The organism is Lysinibacillus contaminans (assembly GCF_001278945.1).
GTDB classification, from domain to species: domain Bacteria; phylum Bacillota; class Bacilli; order Bacillales_A; family Planococcaceae; genus Lysinibacillus; species Lysinibacillus contaminans.
The window spans coordinates 166066-182098 of the sequence record NZ_LGRV01000001.1; the positions used below are offsets into that span (position 1 = coordinate 166066).

The 16033-nt window shown below is 42.7% G+C and carries 11 protein-coding genes, 17 tRNA genes, 3 rRNA genes and 1 pseudogene; 26 read left to right on the forward strand and 6 right to left on the reverse strand.

The annotated features are described in order from the left end of the window. The first annotated feature begins 13 nt into the window (after positions 1 to 13). Complete coding sequence (locus tag AEA09_RS00770) at positions 14 to 1054, forward strand: toxic anion resistance protein (protein WP_053582036.1); 1041 nt, start codon at positions 14 to 16, stop codon at positions 1052 to 1054. Positions 1055 to 1099: 45 nt separating this feature from the next. On the opposite strand, the gene AEA09_RS00775 is transcribed toward AEA09_RS00770, so the two are convergent. The 3 genes from AEA09_RS00775 to AEA09_RS00785 form a co-directional block, all read right to left on the reverse strand. Next, a complete protein-coding gene (locus AEA09_RS00775) occupies positions 1100 to 1732 on the reverse strand; it encodes a TerD family protein (protein WP_053582037.1) in 633 nt (210 codons plus the stop codon). A 127-nt stretch (positions 1733 to 1859) separates the two neighbouring features. Next, complete coding sequence (locus AEA09_RS00780; protein WP_053582038.1) at positions 1860 to 2948, reverse strand: FUSC family protein; 1089 nt, start codon at positions 2946 to 2948, stop codon at positions 1860 to 1862. A 290-nt stretch (positions 2949 to 3238) separates the two neighbouring features. Next, positions 3239 to 4525, reverse strand: a complete 1287-nt coding sequence (locus AEA09_RS00785; RefSeq protein WP_053582039.1) for a glutamate-1-semialdehyde 2,1-aminomutase — start codon at positions 4523 to 4525, stop codon at positions 3239 to 3241. A gap of 131 nt (positions 4526 to 4656) precedes the next feature. Here AEA09_RS00785 and bcp point away from each other — a divergent pair, with 131 nt between their 5' ends. The 3 genes from bcp to perR all read left to right on the forward strand — a co-directional run bounded on the left by bcp (position 4657) and on the right by perR (position 6631). Beyond that, entirely contained in the window at positions 4657 to 5133 is a 477-nt protein-coding gene (gene bcp, locus AEA09_RS00790; RefSeq protein ID WP_053582040.1) for a thioredoxin-dependent thiol peroxidase, read from the forward strand. Next, positions 5130 to 6074, forward strand: coding sequence for a D-2-hydroxyacid dehydrogenase (locus AEA09_RS00795; RefSeq protein WP_053582041.1), 945 nt, complete (start codon positions 5130 to 5132; stop codon positions 6072 to 6074). Before bcp ends, AEA09_RS00795 begins: the two co-directional genes overlap by 4 nt. Before the next feature lie 113 nt (positions 6075 to 6187). After that, the gene (gene perR, locus AEA09_RS00800; RefSeq protein WP_053582042.1) at positions 6188 to 6631 is read left to right on the forward strand and encodes a peroxide-responsive transcriptional repressor PerR; all 444 of its coding nucleotides are present in this window, start codon (positions 6188 to 6190) and stop codon (positions 6629 to 6631) included. 35 nt (positions 6632 to 6666) lie between these two features. Here the strand turns inward: perR and AEA09_RS00805 are convergent, their stop codons facing one another. Further along, a complete protein-coding gene (locus AEA09_RS00805) occupies positions 6667 to 7017 on the reverse strand; it encodes a YgzB family protein (protein ID WP_053582043.1) in 351 nt (116 codons plus the stop codon). Between the two features lie 152 nt (positions 7018 to 7169). Between AEA09_RS00805 and AEA09_RS00810 the strand changes: the two genes are divergently transcribed. The 21 genes from AEA09_RS00810 to AEA09_RS00915 all read left to right on the forward strand — a co-directional run bounded on the left by AEA09_RS00810 (position 7170) and on the right by AEA09_RS00915 (position 15031). Continuing rightward, positions 7170 to 8048, forward strand: a complete 879-nt coding sequence (locus tag AEA09_RS00810) for a nucleotidyltransferase-like protein (protein ID WP_053582044.1) — start codon at positions 7170 to 7172, stop codon at positions 8046 to 8048. A gap of 373 nt (positions 8049 to 8421) precedes the next feature. After that, a 16S ribosomal RNA gene (locus tag AEA09_RS00815) occupies positions 8422 to 9976 on the forward strand. 182 nt (positions 9977 to 10158) lie between these two features. Next, positions 10159 to 13087: ribosomal RNA gene (locus AEA09_RS00820) — 23S ribosomal RNA — on the forward strand. Between the two features lie 123 nt (positions 13088 to 13210). Next, positions 13211 to 13326: ribosomal RNA gene (gene rrf, locus AEA09_RS00825) — 5S ribosomal RNA — on the forward strand. Together the 16S, 23S and 5S rRNA genes with 17 tRNA genes alongside form the textbook arrangement of a ribosomal RNA operon. Positions 13327 to 13341: 15 nt before the next feature. Next, a tRNA-Asn gene (locus AEA09_RS00830) sits at positions 13342 to 13418 on the forward strand. Between the two features lie 5 nt (positions 13419 to 13423). Then, positions 13424 to 13515: transfer RNA gene (locus AEA09_RS00835), tRNA-Ser, on the forward strand. Between the two features lie 28 nt (positions 13516 to 13543). Beyond that, positions 13544 to 13618 (forward strand) — tRNA-Glu (locus AEA09_RS00840). A 17-nt stretch (positions 13619 to 13635) separates the two neighbouring features. Next, a tRNA-Val gene (locus AEA09_RS00845) sits at positions 13636 to 13711 on the forward strand. A 26-nt stretch (positions 13712 to 13737) separates the two neighbouring features. Beyond that, a tRNA-Met gene (locus AEA09_RS00850) sits at positions 13738 to 13812 on the forward strand. A gap of 4 nt (positions 13813 to 13816) precedes the next feature. Then, a tRNA-Asp gene (locus tag AEA09_RS00855) sits at positions 13817 to 13892 on the forward strand. 16 nt (positions 13893 to 13908) lie between these two features. Continuing rightward, positions 13909 to 13984: transfer RNA gene (locus AEA09_RS00860), tRNA-Phe, on the forward strand. Between the two features lie 9 nt (positions 13985 to 13993). Further along, a tRNA-Thr gene (locus AEA09_RS00865) sits at positions 13994 to 14069 on the forward strand. 10 nt (positions 14070 to 14079) lie between these two features. After that, positions 14080 to 14163: transfer RNA gene (locus AEA09_RS00870), tRNA-Tyr, on the forward strand. 15 nt (positions 14164 to 14178) lie between these two features. Continuing rightward, positions 14179 to 14252 (forward strand) — tRNA-Trp (locus tag AEA09_RS00875). Positions 14253 to 14264: 12 nt separating this feature from the next. Further along, positions 14265 to 14340: transfer RNA gene (locus tag AEA09_RS00880), tRNA-His, on the forward strand. 20 nt (positions 14341 to 14360) lie between these two features. Further along, positions 14361 to 14434 (forward strand) — tRNA-Trp (locus tag AEA09_RS00885). A gap of 120 nt (positions 14435 to 14554) precedes the next feature. Further along, positions 14555 to 14630 (forward strand) — tRNA-His (locus AEA09_RS00895). A gap of 21 nt (positions 14631 to 14651) precedes the next feature. Next, positions 14652 to 14726 (forward strand) — tRNA-Gln (locus tag AEA09_RS00900). A gap of 6 nt (positions 14727 to 14732) precedes the next feature. Beyond that, positions 14733 to 14807: transfer RNA gene (locus AEA09_RS00905), tRNA-Gly, on the forward strand. A gap of 13 nt (positions 14808 to 14820) precedes the next feature. Continuing rightward, positions 14821 to 14894, forward strand: a tRNA-Cys gene (locus AEA09_RS00910). Between the two features lie 56 nt (positions 14895 to 14950). Beyond that, positions 14951 to 15031 (forward strand) — tRNA-Leu (locus AEA09_RS00915). Between the two features lie 150 nt (positions 15032 to 15181). On the opposite strand, the pseudogene AEA09_RS20560 reads toward AEA09_RS00915, so the two are convergent. After that, positions 15182 to 15292, reverse strand: a pseudogene (locus AEA09_RS20560) (DUF6241 domain-containing protein); the annotation flags it as partial. Positions 15293 to 15299: 7 nt separating this feature from the next. Then, positions 15300 to 15548, reverse strand: a complete 249-nt coding sequence (locus tag AEA09_RS20565; RefSeq protein ID WP_053582045.1) for a DUF6241 domain-containing protein — start codon at positions 15546 to 15548, stop codon at positions 15300 to 15302. Positions 15549 to 15764: 216 nt separating this feature from the next. Here AEA09_RS20565 and AEA09_RS00925 point away from each other — a divergent pair, with 216 nt between their 5' ends. Further along, the gene (locus tag AEA09_RS00925) at positions 15765 to 15995 is read left to right on the forward strand and encodes a hypothetical protein (protein WP_053582046.1); all 231 of its coding nucleotides are present in this window, start codon (positions 15765 to 15767) and stop codon (positions 15993 to 15995) included. The last annotated feature ends 38 nt before the right edge of the window (positions 15996 to 16033 follow it).

Sequence of the window (16033 nt, forward strand, 5' to 3'; positions counted from 1 at the left end):
AAGGAGGCGCATTATGTCCAATGTACCGATCACACTTGATCAATTGACTCCAGAAACAGCAGAGGCAACAAAACTGCAACTACGTCAAAGTACTGAAGTGCAGCGAATCGCGAGTCGTATCAATGTGAAAAATCAACTGGATTTAATGGCATTAGGTAAAGAACCTGCGATGAAATTATCACGTTTCTCGGACCAAATTTTAAATATGATGGCAAAATCCCCTGTGAATGAATCTGGCGAATTATTAAAGCAGTTAGAATCATTAATGCTGAAGTTCGATAAAAAAGAGATTATTGAGCAACAAAGCTTTTTCGGAAAGTTGTTTAAGCGTGCGCCGAAAAAGAAAGAGGATTTATTTGATAAGTACAATGTTTTAGGTAGAGACATTGAGAAAATTCATTATCAATTTGTGCTAATGGAAAAGGCTCTAGCCAATGATAATCGAATGCTGGCACGACTGTATCATGAGGATTTAACGTATTATATGGAGCTTGAAAAATACATTGTAGCAGCAGAGATGAAGTTAGATGAAGTGACATCAACGTTAATACCGATGTATGAAAAGCAAAGTGAAGCAGGCAATCAAATTGCTCGAATGGAGCTAAATAGTTTACAAGCGATTGCTGAAACACTCGCCGGGAAAATAGATGAGCTAGAGAAATCGCGCATGGTTGCGATTTTAGCGGCACCACAGATTGAAATGATTCGTAGTGGTAATAGCGAGTTGATCGAACAAATTAATGGAGCATTCGTCAAGACGATTCCAGTCTTTAAAATAGGTCTTATGAGTGCAGTCAATGAAAAACGTCAACAGCTACATAATGAGTCAGCAACCGCTTTTGAAAACCGCATGAAGCAATTCGGCGGGGTCAACAGTGATACTGTGCAATTAAGTATGGCGATGGCGCAGCAACCTGAAAAAACACAAACACTTGAAGAAATGTGGGATACCATCATTGCAGGTATTACAACCTATCGTCAGCTGCGTGACGAACAAACAGCAAAACGTAAGAAGACAGAACAACAATTATTGGCACTCCGAAGTGAAACGTAAAAAATCCGACACCGTCTGATAGATATTAAAACGGTGTCGGATTTTTTATTTTTGACCTGTTCGCCAAGAGAGTCCCCATTTATAGGCTTTGTCCATATCTTTATGACCATTAAAATACTCAACAAGGCGCTCAACTTTAAATGTTTCGTTATTTACATTTTCAATCATAGCAATGGCACACATGTTTTTCCCATTCCGATGTTCATTTAACCGAACTTCGATACTTGGCCCTGTCCCATAGTTGATTGTCACGATACCGTCAGCTTCAGCCCAATTCGCTACGCCTTCATATATAAAGGCATACACAAGGACCCGCTTAATGTCACTTACCTTATCCCCGTTAATACGTAAGTTTTCGCCTCCACTTACCATGCCTGTGCGATCATCTCCATCTAATCCAACAAAGGGGGGATAATTCAAACTACCGAATGCATTGCCAAGAGCCTGAACGCAACTTTTTTCTCCGTCAGCTAACTCATATAAACAGCCTAAATCTAAATCAATACCGCCATTAGACTTAGTACCAAAAAGGGAAGATAAAAATCCACTTGAAGGTTTCGCAGGTTGTTGATTCCAGTTTAGGTTAACGAGAATTTCACCAATCCCTTGAGTTTGAGATTTCGTTAAATTTATGGATTGCCCTTTCTTTGTTAATTCAATCTTACTTAAATTCACCATACACTATAAACACCCCTAATTATTCCGAATTTTAAGTTAATTATATCTAACTGGCAATTTATTTACAAATATATTAATAGAAAGAAAAAACGACAAACTGGCTTAAACCAATTTGTCGTTTCAATCATTAAATAAACTCTTCATCAATATCAAAATTTATTTCATGACCGTGATAGTTTTGAAACGAAACAATCAACATATCAAGATGCTCTAAATTTTCTTCGTAATCCAAAATACGCGATAAAATGTACAGCAAGTGATAGCTTGAAAACTCAACGTCTCCCTCATCTTGTGCAAGTTTCACTTGTTTAATGAAGATATCCATTAATTGATTGCGCTGAATATACTCGATGTGTTTGCTCCATTCAGAATGCTCGGGCTTTAATTTTCCTGTGTACTTCAGTAAAAGTTGCTCGTGATAAGTGAGTAGGAAATCTAAACGTTCTTGAATCATTAAATGGAATTGTGTCGGTAAGTGAGCTATCTCATTCTCATGCTTATGCAGACGTTGGAGTAACTCTAAGCTTTTTTTCGACGTCGTAATCATTTGACGATAGATAACAAGTTTACGTGCTTTTTCGTATTTTTTATTTTTAAAATAGCTACGTTCTTCTTTGTAAAATTCATAGAGAATATCTACACGAGACATGCGAGATTGAAATTTGCTTACAGCCGCCTTAGTAGATGTATGCTCGGAAGCTTGGCGCACAGCTAGTCGTGTCCAACGAATAATATCATCCTGTAAAAAGTGAATTTTACGGAATAATTTCACTTCGTATTTGGGTGGTAAGAAAAATAGGTTGATGACAAAAGCTGCGAGTACCCCCACTAAAACCGTTGAAAAACGAATAAAGCCAAAGGTAAGAAAGTCATCCCCTTGAATCTCCATAATCGCCACCACGGTTACAAGTGATATCGATAAGGATTTTTCAAGTTTAAATTTCAACATTAACCCAATCGTTACCACGACGGCTATTCCAATCGCCACCATATGATGACCAAACAGTAAACCGAATATAACTGCGACAGTGGCGCCAATTATATTTGCCTGTAATTGTTCGATAATTGTTTGATAAGACCGATAAATTGAAGGTTGAATCGCAAAAATAGCTGCAATTCCAGCGAATACGGGTGAAGGCAATTTCAACAATTCAGCAATAAAAAGCGCAAAGACAATAGCTACAGCAGTTTTAAATACGCGGGCACCTAATTTCATAGAAAATGGATGTCCTTTCTGTCAGTTATTTTAAAGTTACATTCTATACAGTATAGAATGAAGTGTCAAAAAATACATGGATTTAAATTCTATATTTAAAAGTGCATCTGTATCCTTATTCCCCCATCACAAAGAAATAATCATAATTCTACAACAAGTTGCGAGTGGAAGTAAATGAGTAAAAGGATTCTACCTGTTCCTTTGATGCATTGCGAATGCATAGATTCCTTTATAAGCACTTATCTTTGAAAAAGAGCGACTCTCCACGGAAAGTCGCTCAATAAAAATCATTAAAGTTTTGAAAATGCATAATCTACAGCTTCGATTGTTTCGCGAATATCTGCTTCCGTATGCTCCGTTGTTAAGAACCACGCTTCGTATTTAGATGGTGCAAGGTTAATGCCTTGTTCAATCATTAGCTTAAAGAAGCGTCCGAAAATTTCTCCGTCAGTGTTTTCGGCTTGCTCATAGTTTTCAACTTTTACGTCTGTAAAATAAATTGTTAGTGCACCTTTTAAACGATTTAACGTAATCGTTACGTTGTGTTTTTTCGCCGCCGCTAAAATGCCTTCTTCTAAAATAGCACCAAGACGATCCATCTCATCATACACACCAGGACGAGCAAGTACTTCTAAACAAGCAATACCAGCTTGCATAGAAGCTGGGTTACCAGCCATTGTACCAGCTTGGTAGGCTGGACCAAGTGGTGCAACTGTATCCATAATTTCCTTACGACCACCGTAAGCGCCGATTGGTAGACCGCCACCGATTACTTTACCAAGTGCAGTTAAGTCTGGTGTTAAACCAAGAAGGTCCTGTGCAGCTCCGTAATGGAAGCGGAATGCTGTAATTACTTCATCATGAATTGTCAGTACACCTTTTTGTTGTGCAGTAGCATGTACTAATTCTAAGAAACCAGGTTTGGGCTCCACAATACCGAAGTTCCCAACGATTGGCTCAATTAAAATCCCAGCAAGTTGGTCGCCCCACTTATCCATTGCGGCCATGAATGCTTCTGGATCATTGAAAGGAACAGTAATCACTTCTTCAGCAGTAGCTGTCGTCACACCTGCTGAGTCCGGCGTACCAAGTGTTGCAGGACCAGAGCCAGCCGCCACTAATACTAAGTCGAAATGACCGTGGTAGCAGCCAGCGAATTTCATGATTTTTGTACGACCAGTGTAAGCACGTGCGACACGGATTGTAGTCATAACCGCTTCTGTACCAGAGTTATTGAAGCGAACTTTATCCATTGAAGGAATCGCTTCTTTTAGCATTTTGGCAAAAGTCACTTCATATTCAGTCGGTGTCCCGAACAATGTACCGTTTTCAGCTGCATTTGTAATAGCTTTTGCAATATGTGGATGACCGTGACCTGTCACGATAGGTCCGTATGCTGCTAAGTAATCGATATAGCGATTGCCATCAACATCCCATAAATAAGCGCCCTTCCCACGCGCCATAGAAATAGGTGAGCCACCACCAACTGCCTTATAAGAACGCGAAGGACTATTCACACCACCAACGATGTGTTGAAGTGCTTCTGCGTGTACTGCTTCAGATTTTGAGTGATTCATAAATATTGCCTCCAATTCATTTATACATAACCTATTGTAGACCTAACAGAGTAAGAAATCCAAAAAAATAAGGGATATGATTTGATTTGCTACTTGGAGTAAAATAAGAGATACAGAGGAGGAGATTTTTTATGACTTTAATAGAAGGAAAAAAAGCACCAGATTTCTCGCTAGTCAATGAAAAAGGAGAAACAGTACATTTAAAGGATTACCTTGGTCAATATGTAATTTTATATTTTTATCCAAAAGATATGACACCAGGCTGTACGACAGAGGCTTGTGATTTCCGTGATAAGCACGAAGATTTCAGTCATTTAAATGCCGTTGTGTTGGGTGTTAGTCCAGATGATGCGAAAAAGCATACGAAGTTTATTGATAAGCATGGCTTGCCTTTTTCTCTTTTAGTGGATGAGGATCACGCGGTGGCAGAAGCTTATGGTGTATGGGTACTGAAAAAAATGTATGGTCGTGAATATATGGGTATTGAACGTTCAACATTTTTAATAGATGGTGAAGGTAACCTCATAAAGCAGTGGCGTAAAGTACGTGTGAAAAACCATATTGAAGAAGTGTATACATTTTTAGCAGAACAGGAGGCCGGAAAATGAGAATCTATTTTACATTTGAACCAAGACCCGACTTAAAGGATCCATTAGTAGCAGAGTTTCCAGAGGTAGATTTTGTGTTTGAAAATGCTTTATCTATAGAAGAGCTACAAAAGGCCGATGTACTTGTTACATATGGAGAGGATTTAGATAACGATAATATTCAATATGCAAAAAAACTCAAATGGATATTCGTTGCTTCTGCGGGCGTAGAAAAAATGCCAGCGCAAGCGATAATTGACCGAGGTATTGTTGTATCCAATGTACGTGGTATTCATAAAACACCAATGGCAGAGTCAATTCTAGCTCATATCCTAGCCATTAAACGTGCACTACCGTGGATGTACGAGCAACAGAAGAAAAGTGAGTGGTCGAAAAAAGCGAAGCAATCGGAATTACGTGATAGCACTGCGCTTATTTTAGGGCCGGGTGCGATTGGTAGTGAGGTTGGTCGTTTACTCCAAGCCTTTGGTGTTAAGACAATTGGCTGCAATAGAACTGGGAAAGAAGCCGTATATATGGATGATATGGTGAGCTTTGATGGGCTTTTAGATACTTTGCCAAAAGCAGATATTGTTATCTCTGTTTTACCGAAGACAATTGAAACAACACATTTATTGAAGGAAGCGCATTTTAAAGCGATGAAAAACAATGCGATTTTCATGAATTTCGGACGTGGAAACTTAGTGGATGAGAATGTTCTGATTCAGGCGATTGAAAATGGTGAGATTGGCCACACAGTACTTGATGTATTTGAAGAAGAGCCACTTGCTGCCAATCATCCTTTATGGACACTGCCGAATGTGATTGTGTCACCACACGTATCGAGCCATTCTGCCCGCTATGTAGAGCGCAGTTTAGAGATATTTAAGCCGAGTCTTGAGAAATGGATGAAAGGTGAAAGGGATCTAGAAAATGTAATGGACCTGTCAAGAGGGTATTAAGCTACAATTTTTCATAAGAAGAATGGGCAAATGTTGACAGATGTTGCTTCCATTCGATACACTATTTATAACAATTATAAATTAAGAATACTTATGAAAAGGGGTGCATGGCGATGTCTGCAACGCATTTACAAGATGCACTTGACACGTTAAAAACAACTGGTGTACGTATAACTCCTCAGCGTCATGCGATTTTGGAATATTTGATTCAATCAATGGCACATCCAACTGCGGATGAAATCTATAAAGCACTTGAAGGGAAATTCCCGAATATGAGTGTAGCGACCGTCTACAATAACCTCCGCGTATTCCGCGAAGTTGGTTTAGTAAAAGAGCTTACTTATGGAGATGCTTCGAGCCGTTTTGATTTTGTTACTAACGATCACTATCACATGATTTGTGAGTGCTGTGGGAAAATCGTAGACTTCCATTATCCTGGTCTCGATGAAATTGAGCATTTCGCATCGCAAGTAACTGGTTATGATGTTCACTCACATCGTCTTGAAATCTATGGTACATGTACAACGTGTAAAGAAGTATCTTCAAAAGTACAATAAAAATTCCTAGCTCTCAGGTGAGGGCTAGGAATTTTTTAGTTATGTTGCTTTTGGTTGTATGATTGATCGAAATCTTTGCCTTCTAGTGTAGGGTCAAGTGTAAGTGGTTCATTGCAATACATACACATATCCACACGACCTAAAACTTTCGTATGTTTGTGGCAATTCGGGCACTCTACTTGTACAGCGCGCGTCGATAATAAGCCAATCCAACCATACACAGCTGTGCTACCTAAAATACATAGTAAACCAAGTGACATGAAAATAAGCACAAGCCATTGGTTGTCTTTAAAGAAAATAGCACCGTACATAACTATAAAGCCGATAAAGATTAAGGCTAATGCAAATGAACGGATTTTATTGATTTTGCTTTTATAAGGTTTCATATATCATCTTGCCTCCCAATCTAAAGAATACTATACCATATAAGGATAAAGTATTTTAGATTAGAAAAAAATGAAAAGAAGGATTCTTTTAGAGTATGTCGAAATTTAAAACATGATAATTTGTATTGAAAAATATATAAGGAGGGCTGAACATGGAGCAAGTTTTGCGCCCGATTTATCAAGAACGAGCTAGTCAGCCAAATACACTAGGTGTTATTTTAGTTGAAAAACATGAGGAGAAAAGTAATGTTACTGATACATTTGATACGGTCTTATTAATAATCGTAAAAGAAGCTGATACTCCGGTTTTTACGAAACACTATCTATATGAAGATAACAAGGTAGCCTTACATACTGTCACAGAGAAATTATTACGAAAATGGCTATTAATCGGCTCCAATAAAAAAGTTGTAGATTGGATTTTCTTCGGTAAGATATTATTCGATCGCAATGAGTTTCTTCATAAATTAAAAATTGAATTACAGGAGTTCCCGTTCAACGGTCGTAAAATCAAGACAGGTATTCAATTTTCAAAGCTGATTCGTCGTTATTTAGAAGGGAAAGAGTATTTCGATAAGGGTAGTTATTTAGATGCTTATAACCATGTTGTAGATTCGCTTCATCATTTAGGTCGATTATCGATTATTGATAGTGGTTTATATCCGGAAGTAACGGTTTGGGGACAAGTGAAGAAAATTGAACCCGCCATCTATAAGTTGTATGAAGAACTTGTGACGAGTCACGAACCTATTGAAAAACGCTTAGAGTTGCTGTTTTTAGCAAGTGAGTTTTTAATCCATTCACGTACGCAAGATGGAGCAAGGCATATTATAGAAGTAATGAAGAAAAAAGAAGCTTGGACAATTCAGGAACTTCATGATCACAGTGAACTTGTAAATTACTCCGTCGATTTAGAAGTCTTTGTAGAGTACTTAGTGGATAAAGGCTTTATCCTTATTGAACCTGTCATAGCGAAAAGTGAAATGATTTTTCATCGACACTATAAAGTGAATGTAGATGCTCTTCTATAGAAACTAAATCCGGTCTATAGTATGCTTGTAATCGAGGTATGAAAAATATCTCGATTTTTTTTTAAAAAAAGTGTTGACGAATAATATATCAATATTGTATTATATTAATTGTCGCTAAGACATCACGAAAAACACTTAGAAAACTCAACGAAAAACTTTTTTTAAAAAGTTGTTGACATAAACTAAGTGGAATGATAATATAAAGAAGTCGCTGAAAACGACAACTTAAAAGTGAACCTTGAAAACTGAACATGCAAAACGTAATCAATAACGTTTTTAGTAACTAACTTCGTTAGTGAACAAAACACAAGTAATAAATAGATATCAACTTTTAGTTGATACGCTAGCAAAGCTAATGAGCTTTCAAACTACTTTTATGGAGAGTTTGATCCTGGCTCAGGACGAACGCTGGCGGCGTGCCTAATACATGCAAGTCGAGCGAATTGATGAAGAAGCTTGCTTCTTCTGATGTTAGCGGCGGACGGGTGAGTAACACGTGGGCAACCTACCTTATAGTTTGGGATAACTCCGGGAAACCGGGGCTAATACCGAATAATCTATTTCCTCTCATGGGGAAATACTAAAAGACGGTTTCGGCTGTCGCTATAAGATGGGCCCGCGGCGCATTAGCTAGTTGGTGAGGTAACGGCTCACCAAGGCAACGATGCGTAGCCGACCTGAGAGGGTGATCGGCCACACTGGGACTGAGACACGGCCCAGACTCCTACGGGAGGCAGCAGTAGGGAATCTTCCACAATGGGCGAAAGCCTGATGGAGCAACGCCGCGTGAGTGAAGAAGGATTTCGGTTCGTAAAACTCTGTTGTAAGGGAAGAACAAGTACAGTAGTAACTGGCTGTACCTTGACGGTACCTTATTAGAAAGCCACGGCTAACTACGTGCCAGCAGCCGCGGTAATACGTAGGTGGCAAGCGTTGTCCGGAATTATTGGGCGTAAAGCGCGCGCAGGTGGTTCTTTAAGTCTGATGTGAAAGCCCACGGCTCAACCGTGGAGGGTCATTGGAAACTGGGGAACTTGAGTGCAGAAGAGGATAGTGGAATTCCAAGTGTAGCGGTGAAATGCGTAGAGATTTGGAGGAACACCAGTGGCGAAGGCGACTATCTGGTCTGTAACTGACACTGAGGCGCGAAAGCGTGGGGAGCAAACAGGATTAGATACCCTGGTAGTCCACGCCGTAAACGATGAGTGCTAAGTGTTGGGGGGTTTCCGCCCCTCAGTGCTGCAGCTAACGCATTAAGCACTCCGCCTGGGGAGTACGGTCGCAAGACTGAAACTCAAAGGAATTGACGGGGGCCCGCACAAGCGGTGGAGCATGTGGTTTAATTCGAAGCAACGCGAAGAACCTTACCAGGTCTTGACATCCCATTGACCACTGTAGAGATACAGTTTTCCCTTCGGGGACAACGGTGACAGGTGGTGCATGGTTGTCGTCAGCTCGTGTCGTGAGATGTTGGGTTAAGTCCCGCAACGAGCGCAACCCTTGATCTTAGTTGCCATCATTTAGTTGGGCACTCTAAGGTGACTGCCGGTGACAAACCGGAGGAAGGTGGGGATGACGTCAAATCATCATGCCCCTTATGACCTGGGCTACACACGTGCTACAATGGACGATACAAACGGTTGCCAACCCGCGAGGGGGAGCTAATCCGATAAAGTCGTTCTCAGTTCGGATTGTAGGCTGCAACTCGCCTACATGAAGCCGGAATCGCTAGTAATCGTGGATCAGCATGCCACGGTGAATACGTTCCCGGGCCTTGTACACACCGCCCGTCACACCACGAGAGTTTGTAACACCCGAAGTCGGTGAGGTAACCTTTTTGGAGCCAGCCGCCGAAGGTGGGATAGATGATTGGGGTGAAGTCGTAACAAGGTAGCCGTATCGGAAGGTGCGGCTGGATCACCTCCTTTCTAAGGATATTTTCGGAATACAAACCATGGGTTTGTAAGATTACGTTTTGCGTTCAGTTTTGAAGGTTCATCGCAAGATGAAACACTTCAAAACATTGTTCTTTGAAAACTGGATAAAACGACATTGATATAGTAACAAACACATTTATTTTTTTAATTAAGTTTTTAGGCTTAATAACGTAGGTTAAGTTATTAAGGGCGCATGGCGGATGCCTTGGCACTAGGAGCCGAAGAAGGACGGCACTAACACCGATATGCTTCGGGGAGCTGTAAGTGAGCTTTGATCCGGAGATTTCCGAATGGGGGAACCCACTGTTTTTAATAGAACAGTACTTTGACGTGAATACATAGCGTCATAGAGGCAGACCCAGGGAACTGAAACATCTAAGTACCTGGAGGAACAGAAAGAAAAATCGATTCCCTGAGTAGCGGCGAGCGAAACGGGAAGAGCCCAAACCAAGAGGCTTGCCTCTTGGGGTTGTAGGACACTCTATACGGAGTTACAAAAGAATGAGTTAGACGAAGCGACTTGGAAAGGTCCGCCGTAGCAGGTAAAAGCCCTGTAGTCGAAAGTTCATTCCCTCCTGAGTGTATCCTGAGTACGGCGGAACACGTGAAATTCCGTCGGAATCTGGGAGGACCATCTCCCAAGGCTAAATACTACCTAGTGACCGATAGTGAACCAGTACCGTGAGGGAAAGGTGAAAAGCACCCCGGAAGGGGAGTGAAATAGATCCTGAAACCATGTGCCTACAAGTAGTTAGAGCCCGTTAATGGGTGATAGCGTGCCTTTTGTAGAATGAACCGGCGAGTTACGATTACGTGCGAGGTTAAGTTGAGAAGACGGAGCCGCAGCGAAAGCGAGTCTGAATAGGGCGAATTAGTACGTGGTCGTAGACCCGAAACCAGGTGATCTACCCATGTCCAGGGTGAAGGTGAGGTAACACTTACTGGAGGCCCGAACCCACGTACGTTGAAAAGTGCGGGGATGAGGTGTGGGTAGCGGAGAAATTCCAATCGAACCTGGAGATAGCTGGTTCTCTCCGAAATAGCTTTAGGGCTAGCCTCGTGATTGAGAATACTGGAGGTAGAGCACTGTTTGGACTAGGGGGCCATCCCGGTTTACCGAATTCAGACAAACTCCGAATGCCAGATATTTATACACGGGAGTCAGACTGCGAGTGATAAGATCCGTAGTCAAAAGGGAAACAGCCCAGACCACCAGCTAAGGTCCCAAAGTAATCGTTAAGTGGAAAAGGATGTGGCGTTGCACAGACAACCAGGATGTTGGCTTAGAAGCAGCCATCATTTAAAGAGTGCGTAATAGCTCACTGGTCGAGTGACGCTGCGCCGAAAATGTATCGGGGCTAAACGATTCACCGAAGCTGTGGATTCACATCTATGATGTGAGTGGTAGGAGAGCGTTCTAAGGGCGTTGAAGTCAGACCGGAAGGACTGGTGGAGCGCTTAGAAGTGAGAATGCCGGTATGAGTAGCGAAAGACGGGTGAGAATCCCGTCCACCGTATGACTAAGGTTTCCTGAGGAAGGCTCGTCCGCTCAGGGTTAGTCGGGACCTAAGCCGAGGCCGATAGGCGTAGGCGATGGACAACAGGTTGATATTCCTGTACCACCTCCTCACCGTTTGAGAAATGGGGGGACGCAGTAGGATAGGGTAAGCACGCCGTTGGTTGCGCGTGTTCAAGCAGTAAGGTGTGAATGTAGGCAAATCCGCATTCTTTAACATTGAGCTGTGATGACGAGTCCGTATGGACGAAGTTCCTGATTTCACACTGCCAAGAAAAGCCTCTATCGAGGTGAGAGGTGCCCGTACCGCAAACCGACACAGGTAGTCGAGGAGAGAATCCTAAGGTGTGCGAGAGAACTCTCGTTAAGGAACTCGGCAAAATGACCCCGTAACTTCGGGAGAAGGGGTGCTCTGGTAGCGTGCAAGCGTGAGAGAGCCGCAGTGAATAGGCCCAGGCGACTGTTTAGCAAAAACACAGGTCTCTGCAAAACCGTAAGGTGACGTATAGGGGCTGACGCCTGCCCGGTGCTGGAAGGTTAAGAGGAGTGGTTAGCGCAAGCGAAGCTGCGAATTGAAGCCCCAGTAAACGGCGGCCGTAACTATAACGGTCCTAAGGTAGCGAAATTCCTTGTCGGGTAAGTTCCGACCCGCACGAAAGGCGTAACGATCTGGGCACTGTCTCAACGAGAGACTCGGTGAAATTATAGTACCTGTGAAGATGCAGGTTACCCGCGACAGGACGGAAAGACCCCGTGGAGCTTTACTGTAGCCTGATATTGAATTTTGGTACAACTTGTACAGGATAGGTAGGAGCCAGAGATCTCGGAGCGCCAGCTTCGAAGGAGGCGTCGGTGGGATACTACCCTGGTTGTATTGAAATTCTAACCCATGCCCCTTAGCGGGGCAGGAGACAGTGTCAGGCGGACAGTTTGACTGGGGCGGTCGCCTCCTAAAGAGTAACGGAGGCGCCCAAAGGTTCCCTCAGAATGGTTGGAAATCATTCGTAGAGTGTAAAGGCATAAGGGAGCTTGACTGCGAGACCTACAAGTCGAGCAGGGTCGAAAGACGGGCTTAGTGATCCGGTGGTTCCGCATGGAAGGGCCATCGCTCAACGGATAAAAGCTACCCCGGGGATAACAGGCTTATCTCCCCCAAGAGTCCACATCGACGGGGAGGTTTGGCACCTCGATGTCGGCTCATCGCATCCTGGGGCTGTAGTCGGTCCCAAGGGTTGGGCTGTTCGCCCATTAAAGCGGTACGCGAGCTGGGTTCAGAACGTCGTGAGACAGTTCGGTCCCTATCCGTCGTGGGCGTAGGAAATTTGAGAGGAGCTGTCCTTAGTACGAGAGGACCGGGATGGACACACCGCTGGTGTACCAGTTGTCTTGCCAAAGGCATCGCTGGGTAGCTATGTGTGGACGGGATAAGTGCTGAAAGCATCTAAGCATGAAGCCCCCCTCAAGATGAGATTTCCCATTACGCAAGTAAGTAAGATCCCTCAAAGACGATGAGGTAGATAGGTTCGAGGTGGAAGTGTGGCGACACATGTAGCTGACGAATACTAATCGATCGAGGACTTAACCAAAACAAAAATAGTTTGTATATCAATGAAACGTTTATCCAGTTTTGAAAGAATAATGAGTGTTTTTTTAAAAAACGCTTGATTTTATTAGTAAATATGATATAATAATTATTGTCTTTCAAATAGTCTAGTGATGATGGCAAAGAGGTCACACCCGTTCCCATACCGAACACGGAAGTTAAGCTCTTTAGCGCCGATGGTAGTTGGGGGCTTCCCCCGGTGGGGGTGGGACGTCGCTAGCCTATACATAAAATTATTCCGAAGTAGCTCAGTTGGTAGTAGCACCTGACTGTTAATCAGGTTGTCGCAGGTTCGAGTCCTGCCTTCGGAGCCATTCTTGGAGAGTTGTCCGAGTGGCCGAAGGAGCACGATTGGAAATCGTGTAGACGGTTAACACTGTCTCAAGGGTTCAAATCCCTTACTCTCCGCCAGCAAACTTTAGGATTACAATTACAAATTGGCCCCTTGGTCAAGCGGTTAAGACACCGCCCTTTCACGGCGGTAACACGGGTTCGAATCCCGTAGGGGTCACCATTTTCAAACAACCAGATGGAGGATTAGCTCAGCTGGGAGAGCATCTGCCTTACAAGCAGAGGGTCGGCGGTTCGAGCCCGTCATCCTCCACCATTATCACATTAATTTTATAGCATTGTCGCGGGGTGGAGCAGTGGTAGCTCGTCGGGCTCATAACCCGAAGGTCACAGGTTCAAATCCTGTCCCCGCAACCAAAATGGTCCCGTGGTGTAGCGGTTAACATGCCTGCCTGTCACGCAGGAGATCGCCGGTTCGATCCCGGTCGGGACCGCCATTTTTATAAAAAATATGGGTCAGTAGCTCAGTTGGTAGAGCATTAGATTGAAGCTCTAAGTGTCGGCGGTTCGATTCCGTCCTGACCCACCATGTTTTTTTGCCGGTTTAGCTCAGCAGGTAGAGCAACTGACTTGTAATCAGTAGGTCGTGGGTTCGATTCCTATAGCCGGCACCATGTATTTCCCGGAGGGGTAGCGAAGTGGCTAAACGCGGCGGACTGTAAATCCGCTCCTTAGGGTTCGGCGGTTCGAATCCGTCCCCCTCCACCAGTTTTTTTGTTTTACAGGGGCATAGTTTAACGGTAGAATAGAGGTCTCCAAAACCTTTGATGTGGGTTCGATTCCTACTGCCCCTGCCAATTAATTTTATGGCGGTTGTGGCGAAGTGGTTAACGCACCTGATTGTGGTTCAGGCATTCGTGGGTTCGATTCCCATCAGTCGCCCCATTTAATTTANTTTGTTTTACAGGGGCATAGTTTAACGGTAGAATAGAGGTCTCCAAAACCTTTGATGTGGGTTCGATTCCTACTGCCCCTGCCAATTAATTTTATGGCGGTTGTGGCGAAGTGGTTAACGCACCTGATTGTGGTTCCGGCATTCGTGGGTTCGATTCCCATCAGTCGCCTCATTTAATTTAAATTTCAAAAATATAGTTATATGGCGGTTGTGGCGAAGTGGTTAACGCACCTGAGTGTGGTTCAGGCATTCGTGGGTTCGATTGCCATCAGTCGCCCCATTTTTATATAAAATTATCTTTTGGTGTATAGCCAAGCGGTAAGGCAACGGATTTTGATTCCGTCATGCCCTGGTTCGAATCCAGGTACCCCAGCCATCTATTGCGGAAGTACTTCAGTGGTAGAACACCACCTTGCCAAGGTGGGGGTCGCGAGTTCGAACCTCGTCTTCCGCTCCATTTTAACTTTTACGGCGGCATAGCCAAGTGGTAAGGCACAGGTCTGCAACACCTCTACCACCGGTTCAAATCCGGTTGCCGCCTCCATAATATACTGTAATTATTAATCGGATAATCCGATTTTTTTTATCTATTAGCAACATGCCGAAGTGGTGGAATGGCAGACACGTCGCACTCAAAATGCGATGCCGCGAGGCGTGTGGGTTCGAGTCCCACCTTCGGTATCACAATCTATTTAGCAAATGCTATTATTAAAAGCTTCACACTTAATTGTGTGGAGCTTTTTTTTTATCATTTACACTACAGATTTACCACTAATAATGTACGGGGGTAATGTGTAATAAGCAGACGAGAAACGCACCCGTCGCTGGGCGCTATTTTTTGAAATGCTTTTGTATGTATCGCTCTTCCTCAACAGATGTTAGCAAGCGATATGCTTCTCCGATTGTTCCATCTTGAAGCTTCCAAACAGTATTATGGTCTTCGACAGCTTTAGAAAAATCGTTTTTTTGACCATCTTTCTAATATTTTAATATAAGTATTTTCATGCTTATAATTTTCCTCGTTGATTTTCACTACATCTAACAATCTTTCGACTTTAGCTTGTTTTATTTCTGAATGGCCCCATTTTTCTTCAACCTGGACTTTTTGATATGTGGACGAAAATACGAAGCCTAAGTCTCCGTTCATATACAGTAGAGCAAAATATACCTCAGCGTACCGTTTGAAAATAGGTTTCATTTCTTTGCAAACTAATTCTATTTGTCACTTTATTTTTCCTCCATTTAATTTGTTTGTTTTGTGAATATTAATATTCACTTTTAGCAAGCACATGGATTATGCGGTACTGCTCGCACTGGTTAACACTAGTGTGATTGTTTATTTAGTTTAATATTCCTATTGTTGGTAGGTAAATTAATTCCAATGTCGAATTATATTTGTAGGAGGTGAGTATAGGTGGAAGAAGTCGACATTTTAAGCAAAGAAGCAATCAAAACTGACTTGGCACTGATTAAATCTTGTCTGAGGCTGATTAATCAAACCGTTTCTTTAAGCAAACAAAGAGGCGAAACTTTTGCCGCTTCAGAAAATGAAGAATTACATATGCTAATTTCCAAAATTGATAGGGACCTGAACAAAATCAAGGTGAACATACAATATGAAACAAACAATACTGTACGCCGTTAAACGCCTTTCTATTCATATAGAAAGGTCATATTCATCAA

Bases quoted from the DNA above. Each gene is read 5' to 3' on its own strand.
- AEA09_RS00785 (WP_053582039.1), bottom strand. From the start codon at position 4,525: ATGAATCACTCAAAATCTGAAGCAGTACACGCAGAAGCACTTCAACAC.
- AEA09_RS00780 (WP_053582038.1), bottom strand. From the start codon at position 2,948: ATGAAATTAGGTGCCCGCGTATTTAAAACTGCTGTAGCTATTGTCTTT.
- bcp (WP_053582040.1), top strand. From the start codon at position 4,657: ATGACTTTAATAGAAGGAAAAAAAGCACCAGATTTCTCGCTAGTCAAT.
- AEA09_RS00795 (WP_053582041.1), top strand. From the start codon at position 5,130: ATGAGAATCTATTTTACATTTGAACCAAGACCCGACTTAAAGGATCCA.
- AEA09_RS20565 (WP_053582045.1), bottom strand. From the start codon at position 15,548: ATGAAACCTATTTTCAAACGGTACGCTGAGGTATATTTTGCTCTACTG.
- AEA09_RS00810 (WP_053582044.1), top strand. From the start codon at position 7,170: ATGGAGCAAGTTTTGCGCCCGATTTATCAAGAACGAGCTAGTCAGCCA.
- AEA09_RS00775 (WP_053582037.1), bottom strand. From the start codon at position 1,732: ATGGTGAATTTAAGTAAGATTGAATTAACAAAGAAAGGGCAATCCATA.
- AEA09_RS00805 (WP_053582043.1), bottom strand. From the start codon at position 7,017: ATGAAACCTTATAAAAGCAAAATCAATAAAATCCGTTCATTTGCATTA.
- AEA09_RS00770 (WP_053582036.1), top strand. From the start codon at position 14: ATGTCCAATGTACCGATCACACTTGATCAATTGACTCCAGAAACAGCA.
- perR (WP_053582042.1), top strand. From the start codon at position 6,188: ATGTCTGCAACGCATTTACAAGATGCACTTGACACGTTAAAAACAACT.